The sequence below is a fragment of the Brevundimonas basaltis genome (assembly GCF_014202075.1).
Taxonomy (GTDB): domain Bacteria; phylum Pseudomonadota; class Alphaproteobacteria; order Caulobacterales; family Caulobacteraceae; genus Brevundimonas; species Brevundimonas basaltis.
The window spans coordinates 378,955-391,719 of sequence record NZ_JACHFZ010000002.1; the positions used below are offsets into that span (position 1 = coordinate 378,955).

Sequence of the window (12,765 nt, forward strand, 5' to 3'; positions counted from 1 at the left end):
GACCTTAATCTTCGACGTGGACGCGACTGGATGTCGCCGCTAACACCGCCGCCATGGCCATTGGCGTATTCGACTCCGGCGTGGGCGGGCTGACGGTCCATCGCGAGCTGACCCGGCGATTCCCCGATCGGGACTTCGTCTACCTCGCTGATCAGATCCACGCCCCCTATGGCGGACGCGCCGGCGAGGAGATCGTCGATCTGACCCGGGCCGGCTGCGAGCGGCTGTTCGAGGCCGGGGCCAATGTCATCGTCCTCGCCTGCAACACCGCCAGCGCCATCGCCCTGCGTCGCCTGCAGCAGAGCTGGGTGCCCGAAGCGCGGGCGCGGCACGGGCGGCCGATCAATGTGCTGGGCATCATCGTCCCGACCATCGAGGCGGCGACCGGCCTGCCCTGGACCTATGAAGCCGAGCGTCTGGGGGACAAGATCGAAGCGCTGGAGGTCACCGGCGTGTTCTGCACCGCCGCCACCGCCATGAGCCGGGTCTACGAGATCGAGATCGACAAGCGGCGCGAGGATCTGGCCGTCTTCTCCGAACCCTGCCCCGGCCTCGCGGGCCTGATCGAACTGGGGGCCCCGGCGGACGAGCTGAGGGTCGTCGTCAACGACCACGTCGAGGCCCTGCGCCGCCGCATCGGCCGCCATCCGGACAAGGCCATCCTCGGCTGCACCCACTACGAGATCGTCGCCGACCTGTTCGCCGCCGCCCTGCCGGAGGGGACGCCGGTGATCCACCAGCCGACCGCCGTGGCCGACGCGCTCGACCGCTATTTCGCGCGCCACCCCGAATACGCGCTGGGCGGCGCCGGGCGGCGGGACTTCCTGACCAGCGGCGCGCCTGGCCCACAGTCCGAACTGGTGGCCCGGTTCTGGGGCGCGCCGCTCACGTTCAGCGCGGCCTGAACCTCAGCCCGCCAGCGCCGCTTCCGAGGCGACGATGCGGCTGGCGGCGTGGACCACGGCGCCGATGCGCAGCGCCGCCTGCACCTGCGTCGCCGGCACGCCGTGCTTGCGCAGCTCGCCCTCGTGGGCGTCGAGGCAGGCGCCGCAGCCGTTGATGCCGCTGACCGCCGTCGACCACAGTTCGAAGTCCATCTTCGGCACGCCCGGATTGGCCAGCACGTTCATGCGCAGCCGGGCCGGGATGGTGGTGTACTCGCTGTTCTTCATCAGGTGCAGCGCGCGGTAGTAGATGTTGTTCATGCCCATGATGGCGGCGGCCGACTTCGCCGCGTTCAGCGCCTCGGGCGACAGCACGGCGGCGGCCTGGGCCTCGATCGCCTTGACCACCGGCGCCACGCCGATCGCGTGGGCCGAGGCGAGGAAACAACCCCATTTTTGCTGGTCGTTCAGCACCGTCTCGGACGCCAGCGAACCGAGGTTCAGCGAGATGTCCTTGGCGTAGGCGGGGATGAGGTCGCGCAGGGTGTCTACCGACATGGGATGTCTCCTTGGGGGCTAACGCTCGCGGCGCGGCCGCTCGCTGCTTGAGCCCGAATCTGTGCGTGAAGAAGATTGGCCCGGCGCGACCGCGCTCAAGCAGGACGCGACCGGGTCGCGGCCGATAGCGCCCAAAAAAACAAGCGAGCAGCGAAAAGGCGGCGATGCGGACACCGCCGCCTTCCATCGCTCGATCAGCCGCCTTTACGCAGCGAGCGTCTCGCCGCCGACCGGGCGGTTACAGGCGCACAGCTCGTCGGTCTGCAGGGCGTCGACGACGCGCAGCGTATCGGCCGGGGCGCGGCCGACGTTCAGGTTGGTGACGTAGACGTGCTGCACGACGTTGTGCGGGTCGACCACGAAGGTGGCGCGCAGGGCGACGCCCTCGTCCTCGTCAAGCACGCCGAGGGCGCGGGCGAACTTGCCGCCGTTGTCGGCGAACTGCCAGATCGGCAGCTTCGACAGGTCGGCGTGGTCGCGGCGCCAGGCCAGTTTGACGAATTCGTTGTCGGTCGAGCCGCCCAGCACCACGGTGTCGCGGTCATCGAAATCGCGCGCCAGCGAGGCGAACTCGGCGATCTCGGTCGGGCACACGAAGGTGAAGTCCTTCGGGTAGAAGAAGATCACCTTCCACTTGCCCTCGAAGCTCTCGTTGGTGATCGCCTCGAAGGCCGAGACGCCGTTTTCCTCGTGGCTGTTGAAGCCCGGCTTCACGCCCGTGATCTTGAATTCCGGCAGTTTCTGACCGACGCCCAGCATGCGCTGTTCTCCTGATGGTTCTGAAATATGGAAGCTCTGGAGCGCCGGGGGAGCGGCGCCGCAACCGCGAATTGGCGGTTGCATTGCACAAAGTCAATGATTGGAAACGCAAATGATCGATAGATTTTATCTATCGCAACCATAGCCTGCCGGTGGTCAGGCTTGACGCATGCGCAAGGCCGGGCGACCGGGAGACATGATCACGTCGTTCAAAGCCGATCCCGCCTTCGACGCCGGCTCCGTGGTGGTGTGCGACTGGCCGCTGTGTCAGGTGCGGTTGCAGGACGACGCCCGTTTTCCGTGGCTGATCCTGATCCCGCGCCGGGAGGCCCTGCATGAACTCGAGGACCTGGGAGAGGCCGACTGCGCTGTCCTGATGGCGGAGGTCGTCCGGGCGGGCGCCGTGGTCCGCATGCTGGGCGAGGCCGTCCACCGCCCGGTGGAGAAGCTCAATGTCGCCGCCCTCGGAAACGTCACGGCCCAGCTTCATGTCCATGTCGTGGGACGCCGTCACGACGACGCCCTGTGGCCCGATCCCGTCTGGGGCCGGGGCAAGGTCCTGCCTTACGGCGCCGGGGCCCTGCAGGCGGCGGTCTCGCGCATCCGCCTCAGTCAGGCCGGGTGATCGTCACCAACCGGGTCTGGCCGTCCGCGGTCAGCCGCCCGCGCCAGCCCTCGCCCGCGCGGTCCAGCACGATGACGCCGTCCCCCGACGCCAGGCCTTCCAGCGTCAGGGTGCGCCCGTCGGAGACAGCCCCGCCGGCGTCGCGGCCGTCGCGCCAACCGCCCTCGACCAGCCCGACGCCCGGGTCCATCAGCAGAACCTCATAGAGAGGCCGTCCGTCCGCGTCGCTGATCCGCCACAGCCCGTCGAGGGGGCCGGCGGTCTGATCGGCGCGCCGCTCGGCCGACGCGACCCCCTGTTCATAGGCGATCTCGATATCGGTCGGGGTCGCCTCATAGGAACCCCGGTAGGCCTCCACCGTGACGGGGGCGGTGAGCCTCCGGCGACGGGCCGGACTCGCCGCGTCGCCCTCGGCCATTTCTCGGCCGAAGTCCGCTCCCGGCTCGAACGGACGGATCACCGGAGCCTGATAGAGCTCCAGACTCGACGGACTGGGCGCGGCCTGCGGCGTCATCAGCCCGGCCAGCGCGGCGATCAGCATTCCCGACATGACCTCACTGTGCCGATTTCGCCGCCGGCTGGCAAAGCGACCGCCCCGATTTCGCGAATTCGGCTTCGTTGTCGTCGCACCCGCCGACCGTTCGTTGACCCCTGCGGCGCCGCTGGACTAAAGCCTGATCACCGATTTCGAGCGGCTGATTTCGCTCAGGTTTCTGAGAACCATTCGCATATGTCGATCTCCCCCCTGCCGGGCGACGCCTCCCACGATCCGACCCCCAACTCTGGCCAGGACCAGACCGGTCGTTTCGTGCGCCAGCCCAACGGCCGCGTCCGCCCGCTTTCGCCCCATCTTCAGGTCTGGCGCTGGCATGTGACCATGCTGGCCTCGATCCTCAACCGGATCACCGGCGGCGCCCTGTCGGTCGGCGCCCTGTTCGTCGCGGCCTGGCTGGCGGCCCTGGCCTTCGGGCCCGACGCCTATGCGACCTACACCGCCTGGATGGGCTCGCCGCTCGGCCTGCTGGTCTGGTTCGGTCTGACCGTCGCCCTGTGCATCCACCTGGCGGGCGGCGTCCGTCATCTGATCTGGGACGCGGGTGAGGGCCTGACGCCGAAGACGGCCGATGTCCTGTCGTGGCTTTCGATCGTCGGCGGCGTGGCGCTGGCGGTGCTGGTCTGGGTCCTGCTGTTCACCTCGGGGAGGGTCGTCCTTTGAGCCGGCTGACAAAAAGCTACGTCAAGGGCGTCAAGGTCTCCGAGCGTCACGGCGCGGGGGAATGGGTGCAGGAGCGGCTGTCGTCGCTGATCCTCGTGCCGCTGACCCTGTGGGGCTTGTGGAGCGGCTGGATGATGTCGGGCGCCGGTTACGACGGGGCGCTCGAGTGGTTCCGCTCGCCGGTCAATGCAACCCTGCTGGCGGTGACCCTGCTGGTCAGCCTGTGGCACATGAACATGGGGCTCAAGGTCATCGTCGACGACTACATCCACAAGCCCGCCTCGCGGACCGCCCTGCTGACGGTCATCGGCCTGCTCTGCGTCGTGATCGCCGCCGCGGGCGTCTTCTTCATCGTGCGACTGGCGCTGGGCTCGGCCCCGCTGCCGGCCGGTTTCGGAGCCTGATCGTTGGCCGCTTACGAATTCATCGACCATGAGTATGACGTCGTCGTCGTCGGCGCCGGCGGCTCCGGCCTGCGTGCCGCCCTCGGCGCCGCCCAGCAGGGGCTGAAGGTCGCCTGCGTCACCAAGGTCTTCCCGACCCGCTCGCACACCGTCGCGGCCCAGGGCGGCATCTCCGCCTCGCTCGGCAACATGGGCGAGGACAGCTGGCAGTGGCACATGTACGACACCGTCAAGGGGTCGGACTGGCTCGGCGACCAGGACGCCATCGAATACCTGGTGCGCAACGCGCCCAAGGCCGTCTACGAGCTCGAGCACTGGGGCGTGCCTTTCTCGCGCACCGACGAGGGCAAGATCTACCAGCGCGCCTTCGGCGGCATGACCCGCAATTTCGGCGAGGGCCCGGTGCAGCGCACCTGCGCCGCCGCCGACCGCACCGGCCACGCCATCCTGCACACCCTCTACGGCCAGTCGGTCCGGCGCGAGGTGAAGTTCTTCGTCGAATATTTCGCCCTCGACCTGATCATGCAGGGCGGGGCGTGCACCGGGATCACCGCGCTGCAGCTCGACACCGGCGAGATGCACCGCTTCCGCGCCAAGATGGTCATCCTGGCGACCGGCGGTTACGGCCGCGCCTATTTTTCGGCCACCAGCGCCCACACCTGCACCGGCGACGGCAACGCCATGGTGCTGCGCGCCGGCCTGCCGCTGCAGGACATGGAGTTCGTCCAGTTCCACCCGACCGGCATCTACGGCGCCGGCTGCCTGATCACCGAGGGCGCGCGCGGCGAGGGCGGCTATCTGACCAATTCCGAGGGCGAGCGCTTCATGGAGCGCTATGCGCCGACCGTGAAGGACCTGGCCCCGCGGGACATGGTCAGCCGCTCCATGACCATCGAGATCCGCGAAGGCCGCGGCGTCGGTCCGAACAAGGACCACATCCACCTGCACCTCGACCACCTCGACCCGGCCATCCTGCACCAGCGGCTGCCGGGCATCTCAGAGAGCGCCAAGATCTTCTCGGGCGTCGACGTCACCAAACAGCCGATCCCGGTGCTGCCGACCGTCCACTACAACATGGGCGGCATCCCCACGAACTATCACGGCGAGGTCCTGACCAAGGTCGGCGACAACGCCGACACCGTCGTGCCGGGCCTGATGGCCGTCGGCGAGGCGGCCTGCGTCTCGGTGCACGGGGCCAACCGCCTCGGCTCCAACAGCCTGACCGACCTGGTGGTCTTCGGTCGCGCCGCCGGCCTGCGTTGCGGCGAGACGGTCGACAAGGCCTCGAAGGTTCCCGACGCCCCCGTCTCGGCGACCGACGCCCACCTGGCCCGCCTCGACCGCTTCCGCCACGCCTCGGGCTCGACCCCGACCGCCAAGCTGCGCATCGACATGCAGCGCGCCATGCAGTCCGACGCCGCCGTGTTCCGCACCGGCAAGACGCTGGATGAGGGCGTCGCCAAGCTCCGCGCCATCCACGCCGCCGGCGACGACATCCGCACCACCGATCGCGGCCTGATCTGGAACACCGACCTGGTCGAGACCCTCGAATACGACAACCTGATCGATCAGGCGCTGGTCACCATCGAGAGCGCGGCCAACCGCACCGAGTCGCGTGGCGCCCACGCCCGCGAGGACTATCCCGACCGCGACGACGCGAACTGGATGAAGCACACCCTGTCGTGGAAGGTCCCGGGCGAGCCGGTCAAGATCGACTACCGCCCGGTCCATAACTACACGATGTCGAAGGACATCGATTACATCGAACCCAAGGCCCGGGTGTACTGATGGTCCAGCTGACTCTCCCCAAAGGCTCCAAGCCCTCCAAGGGCAAGGTCCACAAGGCCCCCGAAGGCGCGACGAACGTCAAGACCTACAAGGTCTATCGCTACGATCCCGAGGTCGACGCCGACCCGCGCTGGGACGTCTATGAGGTCTCGGCCGACGACCACGGCCCGATGCTGCTGGACGCCTTGATCCATATCAAGAACGAGATCGACCCGACCCTGTCGTTCCGGCGCTCGTGCCGCGAAGGCATCTGCGGCTCCTGCTCGATGAACATCGACGGCCGCAACGCCCTGGCCTGCACCAAGGGCTGGGAGGAGTGCTCGTCCTCGACCATCTCGATCGCGCCCCTGCCGCACCAGCCGGTGGTCAAGGATCTGGTCACCGACCTGACCCTGTTCTACGCCCAGTACGACTCGATCGAGCCCTACCTCCAGTCCGATGAGCCGGACCCGGAGACCGAGCGCCTGCAGACGCCGGAAGAGCGCGCCAAACTGGACGGCCTCTATGAGTGCATCCTGTGCGCCTGCTGCTCGACCTCGTGCCCGAGCTACTGGTGGAACCAGACCGAATACCTCGGCCCGGCCGCCCTGCTGCAGTCCTACCGCTGGATCGCCGACAGCCGCGACGACGCCACGGACAAGCGCCTCGACGACCTCGAGGACCCGTTCAAGCTCTACCGCTGCCACACCATCATGAACTGCGCCCAGGTCTGCCCCAAGGGCCTCAACCCGGCCAAGGCCATCGCCGAGACCAAGAAGCTGATGGTCTCGCCGAGCCGGAAGAAGACGGAAGCGGCGGTCTGATCTTGGCTCGGATCACCTACATCGAGCACGACGGCCGCGAGCATGTCGTCGAGGTCAAGAACGGCCTCTCCGTGATGGAGGGGGCGATCCGCAACAATGTGCCGGGCATCGACGCCGACTGCGGCGGGGCCTGCGCCTGCGCCACCTGCCACGTCTATGTCGACGAGGCCTTCCAGGCCGAGACCGGCCGCGCCTCGGCGATGGAGGAGTCGATGCTGGACTTCGCCGAGAACGTTCAGCCGAACAGCCGCCTCTCGTGCCAGATCCGGGTCTCCGACGATCTGGACGGCCTGATCGTGCGTCTGCCCGAAAACCAGCACTGAGCATGACCCCCCCGGGCCGCGCCGATCCGCGCCTGATCGACCGGGTCGGCCGGCTGATCGTCGAGGGGCCGTGGGAGCGGCCGCCGCTGATCGGCATCGTCGGGGCCCAGGGGTCGGGCAAGACCACCCTCGCGCGCGAGGCGGCCGAGACCTTCGGGGCGGCGCAGATCTCGATCGACGACGTCTATCTGACCAAGGCCCGGCGCGAAATGATGGCCGAGGAGGTCCACCCGCTGTTCCTGACCCGCGGCCCGCCGGGGACGCACGATCTCCGCCTGCTGACCCGGCTGATCAAATCGCTGACCACGGCGCGGCCCGACGACAAGGTGCTGATTCCCGAGTTCGACAAGCGCGGCGACGACCGCCGTCCGATCCGCGACTGGCGCATCTACTCGGGACGGCCCAAGGCCATTCTCGTCGACGCCTGGTGTCTCGGCGCCCTGCCCGAGGACGAGGCCGCACTGGCCGAACCGGTCAATGCGCTGGAGCGGAACCACGACCCCGACGGCGTCTGGCGGCAGGCGGTCAACCGGTCGGTCGCCGGCGCCTATGCCGAGTTCGCCGAGCGGTTCGACGCCATCCTGTTTCTCGAAGCGCCCGGTTTCGACGTGGTGCTGGACTGGCGCTGTGAGCAGGAGGCCGACCTGCTCGGCGTCGCGCCGCGCGACCTGCCCGCCGACGAGCGCCGGCGTCTTGCCGGCTTCATCCAGTATTTCGAGCGCATCACCCGGCGCATGCTCGACGGCGGCGTCCGCGCCGACGTGACGGTGAAGCTGGATCGAAACCGCCAGCCGATAGCTATTCCCTGATGGACCGTCCCGAAGACCGCCGGCTGCAGCCCCGTTCCCCCGCCAGCGTGCGCGGTCTCGTGCTCGCGCCCGGTCTGGAACTGCCGTGTCTGATCGTCGACCAGTCCGGCTCGGGCGCGCGGCTGCGGCTGGACCGCAACCTCGCCCTGCCGGGACAGGTGGCGATCATCGACATCGCCCAGGCCACGGTGGTCGAGGCCCAGGTGGTCTGGCGCAAGGGGCAGGAGGCCGGCGTCAAACGCCTCGGCGCCCCCTCGTCCCTGCGCGGCCTGGTGCCCTCCCGCCTCGCCGCCGCCCGCGCCGCCCTGCAGAGGGCCGGCGGGCGCTAGCCTCAAACCGCCGCCAGCGTCCCCGCGTTGATGGCGATCCGCCCGATCAGCCCCTTGACGATCAGGTCCAGCGCCGAGCCCTCGCGATAGTCGGCGGCGGCGACGAAATTGACCCGGTCCTCCGAGATCAGGCCGTAGATCTTCTGCTGGTCGCGGTCGGAGTTGCGTGGGTCGTAGACGGCGATCGAGAAGCCGCCCTTGGTGTGCATCATCTTCATGGTCGGCACGTCGGTATCGCCGTCGCCGAGGAAGATCATCCGTTCGAACGGCACCGGCCGGTCGTCGTCGGCCATGAAGCGGTTGATCTTCTCGTGCTCCCAGTGGTTCAGCACCCCCTTGTTGATGCGGAAGAGGTACTGGGTCTTGGTCGTGTAGTTGACGCCGACCGCCGGCCAGATGGCCACCCCGTTGTCGTCGTAGACGAATTTCGACGCGAACACGTGCCGGAACTCGGGCCGGATCGGGCAGCCGTCGATCATCTCCTCCAGCCCGGCCGAGATGATGTAGTGCTCGATCTCCAGCCCGTATTTGGCGCCGATGGCGTTGATGCGGTCGAACCAGCCCTTGCCGGTCAGGTCGGACCTCAGCCCGTCGAACAGCTTCACGTCCTCGCCGTGTTCGGCCAGCAGCTTGCGGGTGATGGGCTGCTCGTTCTCGCGCGCCCGCTGCAGCATCAGCTGCATGTACATCAGGATGTTGTCGCCGTCGGCCTCGCGGGTCAGCGTGTCGGCCGCCCCCCAGAAGTCGCCGATATCCATCCCCACCGAGGGGATGAAGGTGACCTCCTGCATATTGCCCCGCGCCAGGGTGCCGTCGAAGTCGTAGATCAGGGCGGTTTTCAGGGGCTTGGCCATTGGAGGGTCCAGGGAAGGTCGTAGGGCTTGGGGCTTCGTGACGGGGATAACGCCCGGCCACGCCTTTGGACACCCACCCCGGCTGTCCCTGCTCTCCTAATCCCAAATTCCTAAGCCCTAAGCCCTAAGCCCTAAGCCCTCGCCCCTACCCCAGCCGCAACTCCGGCGCCGCCGCCGCGCTCTCGGCCTCCAGCGGCAGGTGCAGGATGAAGGCCGCGCCCTTGCCCGGCTCGCTCTCCACCTCGGCCCAGCCGCCGTGCAGTTCGACCAAGGCCTTGACCAGGGCCAGGCCGACCCCCGGCCCGCCGCGCTCGCGCTTGACGAACCGGTCGAAGACGTGGGCCTGCAGATGATAGGGAATCCCGCGTCCGGTGTCCTCGACGCGGATGCGGACCTCGGCCGGCGCAGCTTCGGCGATGAGAGTCACGGCCCCGCCCTCCGACACGGCGCGGGCGGCGTTGTCGAGCAGATACCCCAGCGCCTGCCCGACCCGCTGGGCGTCGGCCCGGATCGGCTTCATCGCCGCGGGGCAGGTCACGGTCAGGCTCGCGCCGCGCCCTTCGATCCGCTCGCGCACCTTGTCCGCCGCCTCGTCGAGCAGGTCGCCTACCCGCACGTCGCCGAGCGTCAGCTCCATCTCTCCGGCGTCGATCTGGGCCATGTCGAGCACGTCGTCGATGGACCCGGCCAGCTGGCTGGCGGCGACGCGGATGGCCCCCGCGTGCTGGCGGCTGCGTTCCGGCAGACCGGGCTGCATCTCGAGCAGTTCGGAATAGCCGACGATGGTGGTCAGCGGCGTGCGCAGCTCATAGCTGACCGAACCCACGAACTCGCGCTTCAGGGCGGTGGATTCCTCCAGCGCCTGGGCCTTGGCGGCCAGCGCCTGCTCCAGTCCGCGCCGGGCTGTGATGTCCGAGAAGGCCACCAGCGTCGCGCCGTCGGGCAGGGGCCGGGTCTGCCACGAGGCGATGCGCCCGTCCGCCGTCCGCCCCTCGCCCGAGATCGGCACCCGGCTCTCGGGATCGGGGTCGGCCACCCGCGCCTTCAGCCCCAGCCACAGGGCCGGGTCCGGCATGGTGGCGTGGCACAGGGCGGCTACGGCGTCGAAATCCCCAGCGGCGTCCAGCGCCTCGCCGCTGATGCCCCAGAAGGCGTCGAAGGCCTCGTTGTGCAGGCGGATGCGGCCGTCCGAGCCGAACACCGCCACGGCGTCGTTGAGCTTGTCCAGCGTCGCCGTCTGCACCTGGATCTGGGCGTTGAACCGGCTGCGCAGCTGCAGCTCGTCGGTGATGTCCGAAAACAGCAGCAGCACGCCGCCCAGCGGGTGCGGCTGACGCACCACTCGCAACGTCCGGCCGTCGGGCAGGGACCAGCTGTCGTCGGGCGCGGCCTCGGCGGCGCCGTAGAAGTCGAGCTCATTGGCCTTCCAGCCGGCGTAGTCGATGACCTCGGGCAGCAGCCGGCGCTGGCGCAGCCGGTCCAGCAACTCGGCGTGGGTCGGCCGCTCGTCCAGCCAGGCCGGATCGATGTTAAACAGCTGCTGGAAGGCGGTGTTGTGGAAGGCCAGCCGCTTGGACGGGCCGAAGATGGCGACCGCGTCGGCGAGGTGGTTCAGCGTCTCGTCATGGGCCTCCACGTGGCGGCGCAGGGTGTCGCGGGTCTCCTCAGCCTCGGTCATGTCGAGAGCAAAGGCCAAAACTGCGCCCGCCCCGCCCGGCGCCGGTTCGGCCACGATCCGCCACGCCCGCCGTCGGCCGCCGCCGGTGGTCCAGCGGAAGCCTTCCTGCCGCTGATGCAGCCGGCCGGCCTCGGCCACGATGGTGTCGGCCCCCCGGTCGAAACTGAGGCCTTTCTCGCGCGCGGCGTCGATACTGTCGGCCTTCATCTCGGCCAGCCACGCCCTGTTGGCCCAGGCGAGCCGTCCGGCCGCGTCGGTGATCCATGTCGGGGCGGGATAGGCGTCGGCCAGCATCCCCAGCCCGCTCTCGGCCGCCGTGCCGATCAGCCCCAGGCGCGACAGCCGCAGCCACGCCGCCCCGGCCGACGACCGGCCCTCGACCGCCCAGGCCCCGCCGGGACCGTCCAGAATCGTGTCAAACGGCTCGCCCTGGTCGATCAGGGCGTCCAGCCGCGGCCCCGCTGTGGCCCGAACCGCGTCGAGCACCACCAGCGCCGGATCGACCTCGGGGCCTTCCTGACCGGCCAGTTCGCGGGTGATGGCGGTCCACGCCGCCGCCGCGCCCAGCCGGGTCGTCTGGCCGTCCGGCGTCAGGGCCAGCCGCGCGTCCTCGAACGCCGCCAGCGCCCCGTCCCGGTCGGCCAAAGCGGCGCGCGCGGCGGCCAGGTCGGTCTCGGCCGCATCGGCGCGCCGGGCCAGCCGCCCGCGCAGCCGCGCCGCCCAGGCGCTGAGCGCCAGCGCAAGGCCCGCGGCGCCCGCAGTCGCGACATAGGCGATGTCGGCCTCGGCCATCTGGTCTGGTCAGCTCCCCGGCGTGATTCGGTAACCATACCTGATGGGGGGCTAGGGGCTAGGGACTAGGAGCTAAGGGGAATTGATCCGCCCGTGTACGTTTCCCACGTCACCTCTCCCTAGCCCTTGGCCCCTAGCCCCTAGCCCTTAGCCCCTGGTGCCCATGACCGACTGGACCGACCAGACCGCCCCCTCCCTCGACGACTTCGCCCGGCTGGCGCGCGAGGCGTTCGACGCCCTGCCGGAGCCGTTCCGCTCGCTGGCCGGCGACGTGCTCATCCGCGTCGACGACTTCGCCGACGAGGAGACCCTGGCGATGATGGAGATGGAGGACCCGTTCGAGCTGACCGGCCTCTATCACGGCGTCGATATCGGCCTGCGCGACGGCATGGGCCCGGCGCCCGAGGCCAGCCGCATCTTCCTCTACCGCCGTCCGATCCTCGACGAATGGTGCGAGCGCGGCGACGTCGGCCTGTCCGAAATCATCGCCCACGTCCTGATCCACGAGATCGGCCACCATTTCGGCCTCGATGACGACCAGATCCACCACATCGAGGATGGGGCGGACTGAGGGGCTGGAGCAAGGATGGAGCGCTCCCTGCCCCTCTTTCGTCATCCTCCGGCAAGCGGCGCAGCCGCGCAGACCGGGGGACCCAGCGGCGCGCAATAGCGCGACCCTGTCGGGGAGCGCCGCTGTTCACGACAGCCTGCCCGAACAGATCGCCTTCGGCGCCGCTGGGTCCCCCGGTCTCGCTGCGCTCGCCGGAGGATGACGAAAGGCAATTGCTGCGCTGCAAATCCGCCGCCAGCCATCATACTTTCAGCGACCAACCTGCTGTTTTCCCGTCACAACGTCCCGGCGACAGCGTCATCAATCCGCCTGAGGAGACAGCCGGCGTATAATGGGCGGGTGTCCGTTGCCGCGGTCTTTGACAATCAAATC

Annotated in this window: 15 protein-coding genes; 10 read left to right on the forward strand and 5 right to left on the reverse strand. The window is 69.0% G+C overall.

Features of this window, described 5'->3' with window-relative positions; all coding sequences use genetic code 11:
• The first annotated feature begins 53 nt into the window (after positions 1–53).
• The gene (locus HNQ67_RS06340) at positions 54–905 is read left to right on the forward strand and encodes a glutamate racemase (RefSeq protein ID WP_183253509.1); all 852 of its coding nucleotides are present in this window, start codon (positions 54–56) and stop codon (positions 903–905) included.
• A gap of 3 nt (positions 906–908) precedes the next feature.
• Here HNQ67_RS06340 and ahpD read toward each other — a convergent pair whose 3' ends face one another.
• Entirely contained in the window at positions 909–1,442 is a 534-nt protein-coding gene (gene ahpD / locus HNQ67_RS06345) for an alkylhydroperoxidase, AhpD family (RefSeq protein WP_183253511.1), read from the reverse strand.
• A gap of 204 nt (positions 1,443–1,646) precedes the next feature.
• The gene (locus tag HNQ67_RS06350) at positions 1,647–2,201 is read right to left on the reverse strand and encodes a peroxiredoxin (protein ID WP_183253514.1); all 555 of its coding nucleotides are present in this window, start codon (positions 2,199–2,201) and stop codon (positions 1,647–1,649) included.
• A gap of 199 nt (positions 2,202–2,400) precedes the next feature.
• Between HNQ67_RS06350 and HNQ67_RS06355 the strand changes: the two genes are divergently transcribed.
• On the forward strand, positions 2,401–2,826 hold the full coding sequence (locus tag HNQ67_RS06355) for an HIT domain-containing protein (protein WP_183254015.1): 426 nt from the start codon (positions 2,401–2,403) through the stop codon (positions 2,824–2,826).
• On the opposite strand, the gene HNQ67_RS06360 is transcribed toward HNQ67_RS06355, so the two are convergent.
• Positions 2,810–3,376, reverse strand: a complete 567-nt coding sequence (locus HNQ67_RS06360; protein ID WP_183253515.1) for a hypothetical protein — start codon at positions 3,374–3,376, stop codon at positions 2,810–2,812. The two genes, HNQ67_RS06355 and HNQ67_RS06360, sit on opposite strands and share 17 nt — an antisense overlap.
• Positions 3,377–3,556: 180 nt before the next feature.
• Here HNQ67_RS06360 and sdhC point away from each other — a divergent pair, with 180 nt between their 5' ends.
• Genes sdhC through HNQ67_RS06395 form a run of 7 tightly spaced genes read left to right on the forward strand, consistent with a single transcriptional unit; the run spans position 3,557 to position 8,498 of the window.
• Entirely contained in the window at positions 3,557–4,042 is a 486-nt protein-coding gene (gene sdhC / locus HNQ67_RS06365) for a succinate dehydrogenase, cytochrome b556 subunit (protein ID WP_183253517.1), read from the forward strand.
• The gene (gene sdhD, locus HNQ67_RS06370) at positions 4,039–4,446 is read left to right on the forward strand and encodes a succinate dehydrogenase, hydrophobic membrane anchor protein (protein ID WP_246347470.1); all 408 of its coding nucleotides are present in this window, start codon (positions 4,039–4,041) and stop codon (positions 4,444–4,446) included. Before sdhC ends, sdhD begins: the two co-directional genes overlap by 4 nt.
• A gap of 3 nt (positions 4,447–4,449) precedes the next feature.
• Positions 4,450–6,234, forward strand: a complete 1,785-nt coding sequence (gene sdhA, locus HNQ67_RS06375) for a succinate dehydrogenase flavoprotein subunit (protein ID WP_183253519.1) — start codon at positions 4,450–4,452, stop codon at positions 6,232–6,234.
• Positions 6,234–7,037 carry a succinate dehydrogenase iron-sulfur subunit gene (locus HNQ67_RS06380; protein ID WP_183253521.1) on the forward strand — a complete coding sequence of 268 codons (804 nt, stop codon included), beginning with the start codon at positions 6,234–6,236 and terminating at the stop codon, positions 7,035–7,037. The genes sdhA and HNQ67_RS06380 overlap by 1 nt, the downstream gene beginning before the upstream one ends.
• A 2-nt stretch (positions 7,038–7,039) precedes the next feature.
• Positions 7,040–7,360 carry a 2Fe-2S iron-sulfur cluster-binding protein gene (locus HNQ67_RS06385; RefSeq protein WP_183253523.1) on the forward strand — a complete coding sequence of 107 codons (321 nt, stop codon included), beginning with the start codon at positions 7,040–7,042 and terminating at the stop codon, positions 7,358–7,360.
• Between the two features lie 2 nt (positions 7,361–7,362).
• A complete protein-coding gene (locus HNQ67_RS06390) occupies positions 7,363–8,169 on the forward strand; it encodes a kinase (protein ID WP_183253525.1) in 807 nt (268 codons plus the stop codon).
• Positions 8,169–8,498: a PilZ domain-containing protein gene (locus tag HNQ67_RS06395; RefSeq protein WP_183253527.1), complete on the forward strand. Its 330-nt coding sequence runs from the start codon at positions 8,169–8,171 to the stop codon at positions 8,496–8,498. Before HNQ67_RS06390 ends, HNQ67_RS06395 begins: the two co-directional genes overlap by 1 nt.
• Positions 8,499–8,500: 2 nt before the next feature.
• Here HNQ67_RS06395 and HNQ67_RS06400 read toward each other — a convergent pair whose 3' ends face one another.
• Together HNQ67_RS06400 and HNQ67_RS06405 are read right to left on the reverse strand one after the other, a co-directional pair.
• Positions 8,501–9,352 carry an HAD family hydrolase gene (locus tag HNQ67_RS06400; protein ID WP_183253529.1) on the reverse strand — a complete coding sequence of 284 codons (852 nt, stop codon included), beginning with the start codon at positions 9,350–9,352 and terminating at the stop codon, positions 8,501–8,503.
• Between the two features lie 145 nt (positions 9,353–9,497).
• Positions 9,498–11,822 (reverse strand): sensor histidine kinase, encoded by a 2,325-nt coding sequence (locus tag HNQ67_RS06405; protein ID WP_183253531.1) that lies wholly within the window; start codon positions 11,820–11,822, stop codon positions 9,498–9,500.
• Positions 11,823–11,985: 163 nt separating this feature from the next.
• Between HNQ67_RS06405 and HNQ67_RS06410 the strand changes: the two genes are divergently transcribed.
• Positions 11,986–12,393 (forward strand): metallopeptidase family protein, encoded by a 408-nt coding sequence (locus HNQ67_RS06410; protein WP_183253533.1) that lies wholly within the window; start codon positions 11,986–11,988, stop codon positions 12,391–12,393.
• The last annotated feature ends 372 nt before the right edge of the window (positions 12,394–12,765 follow it).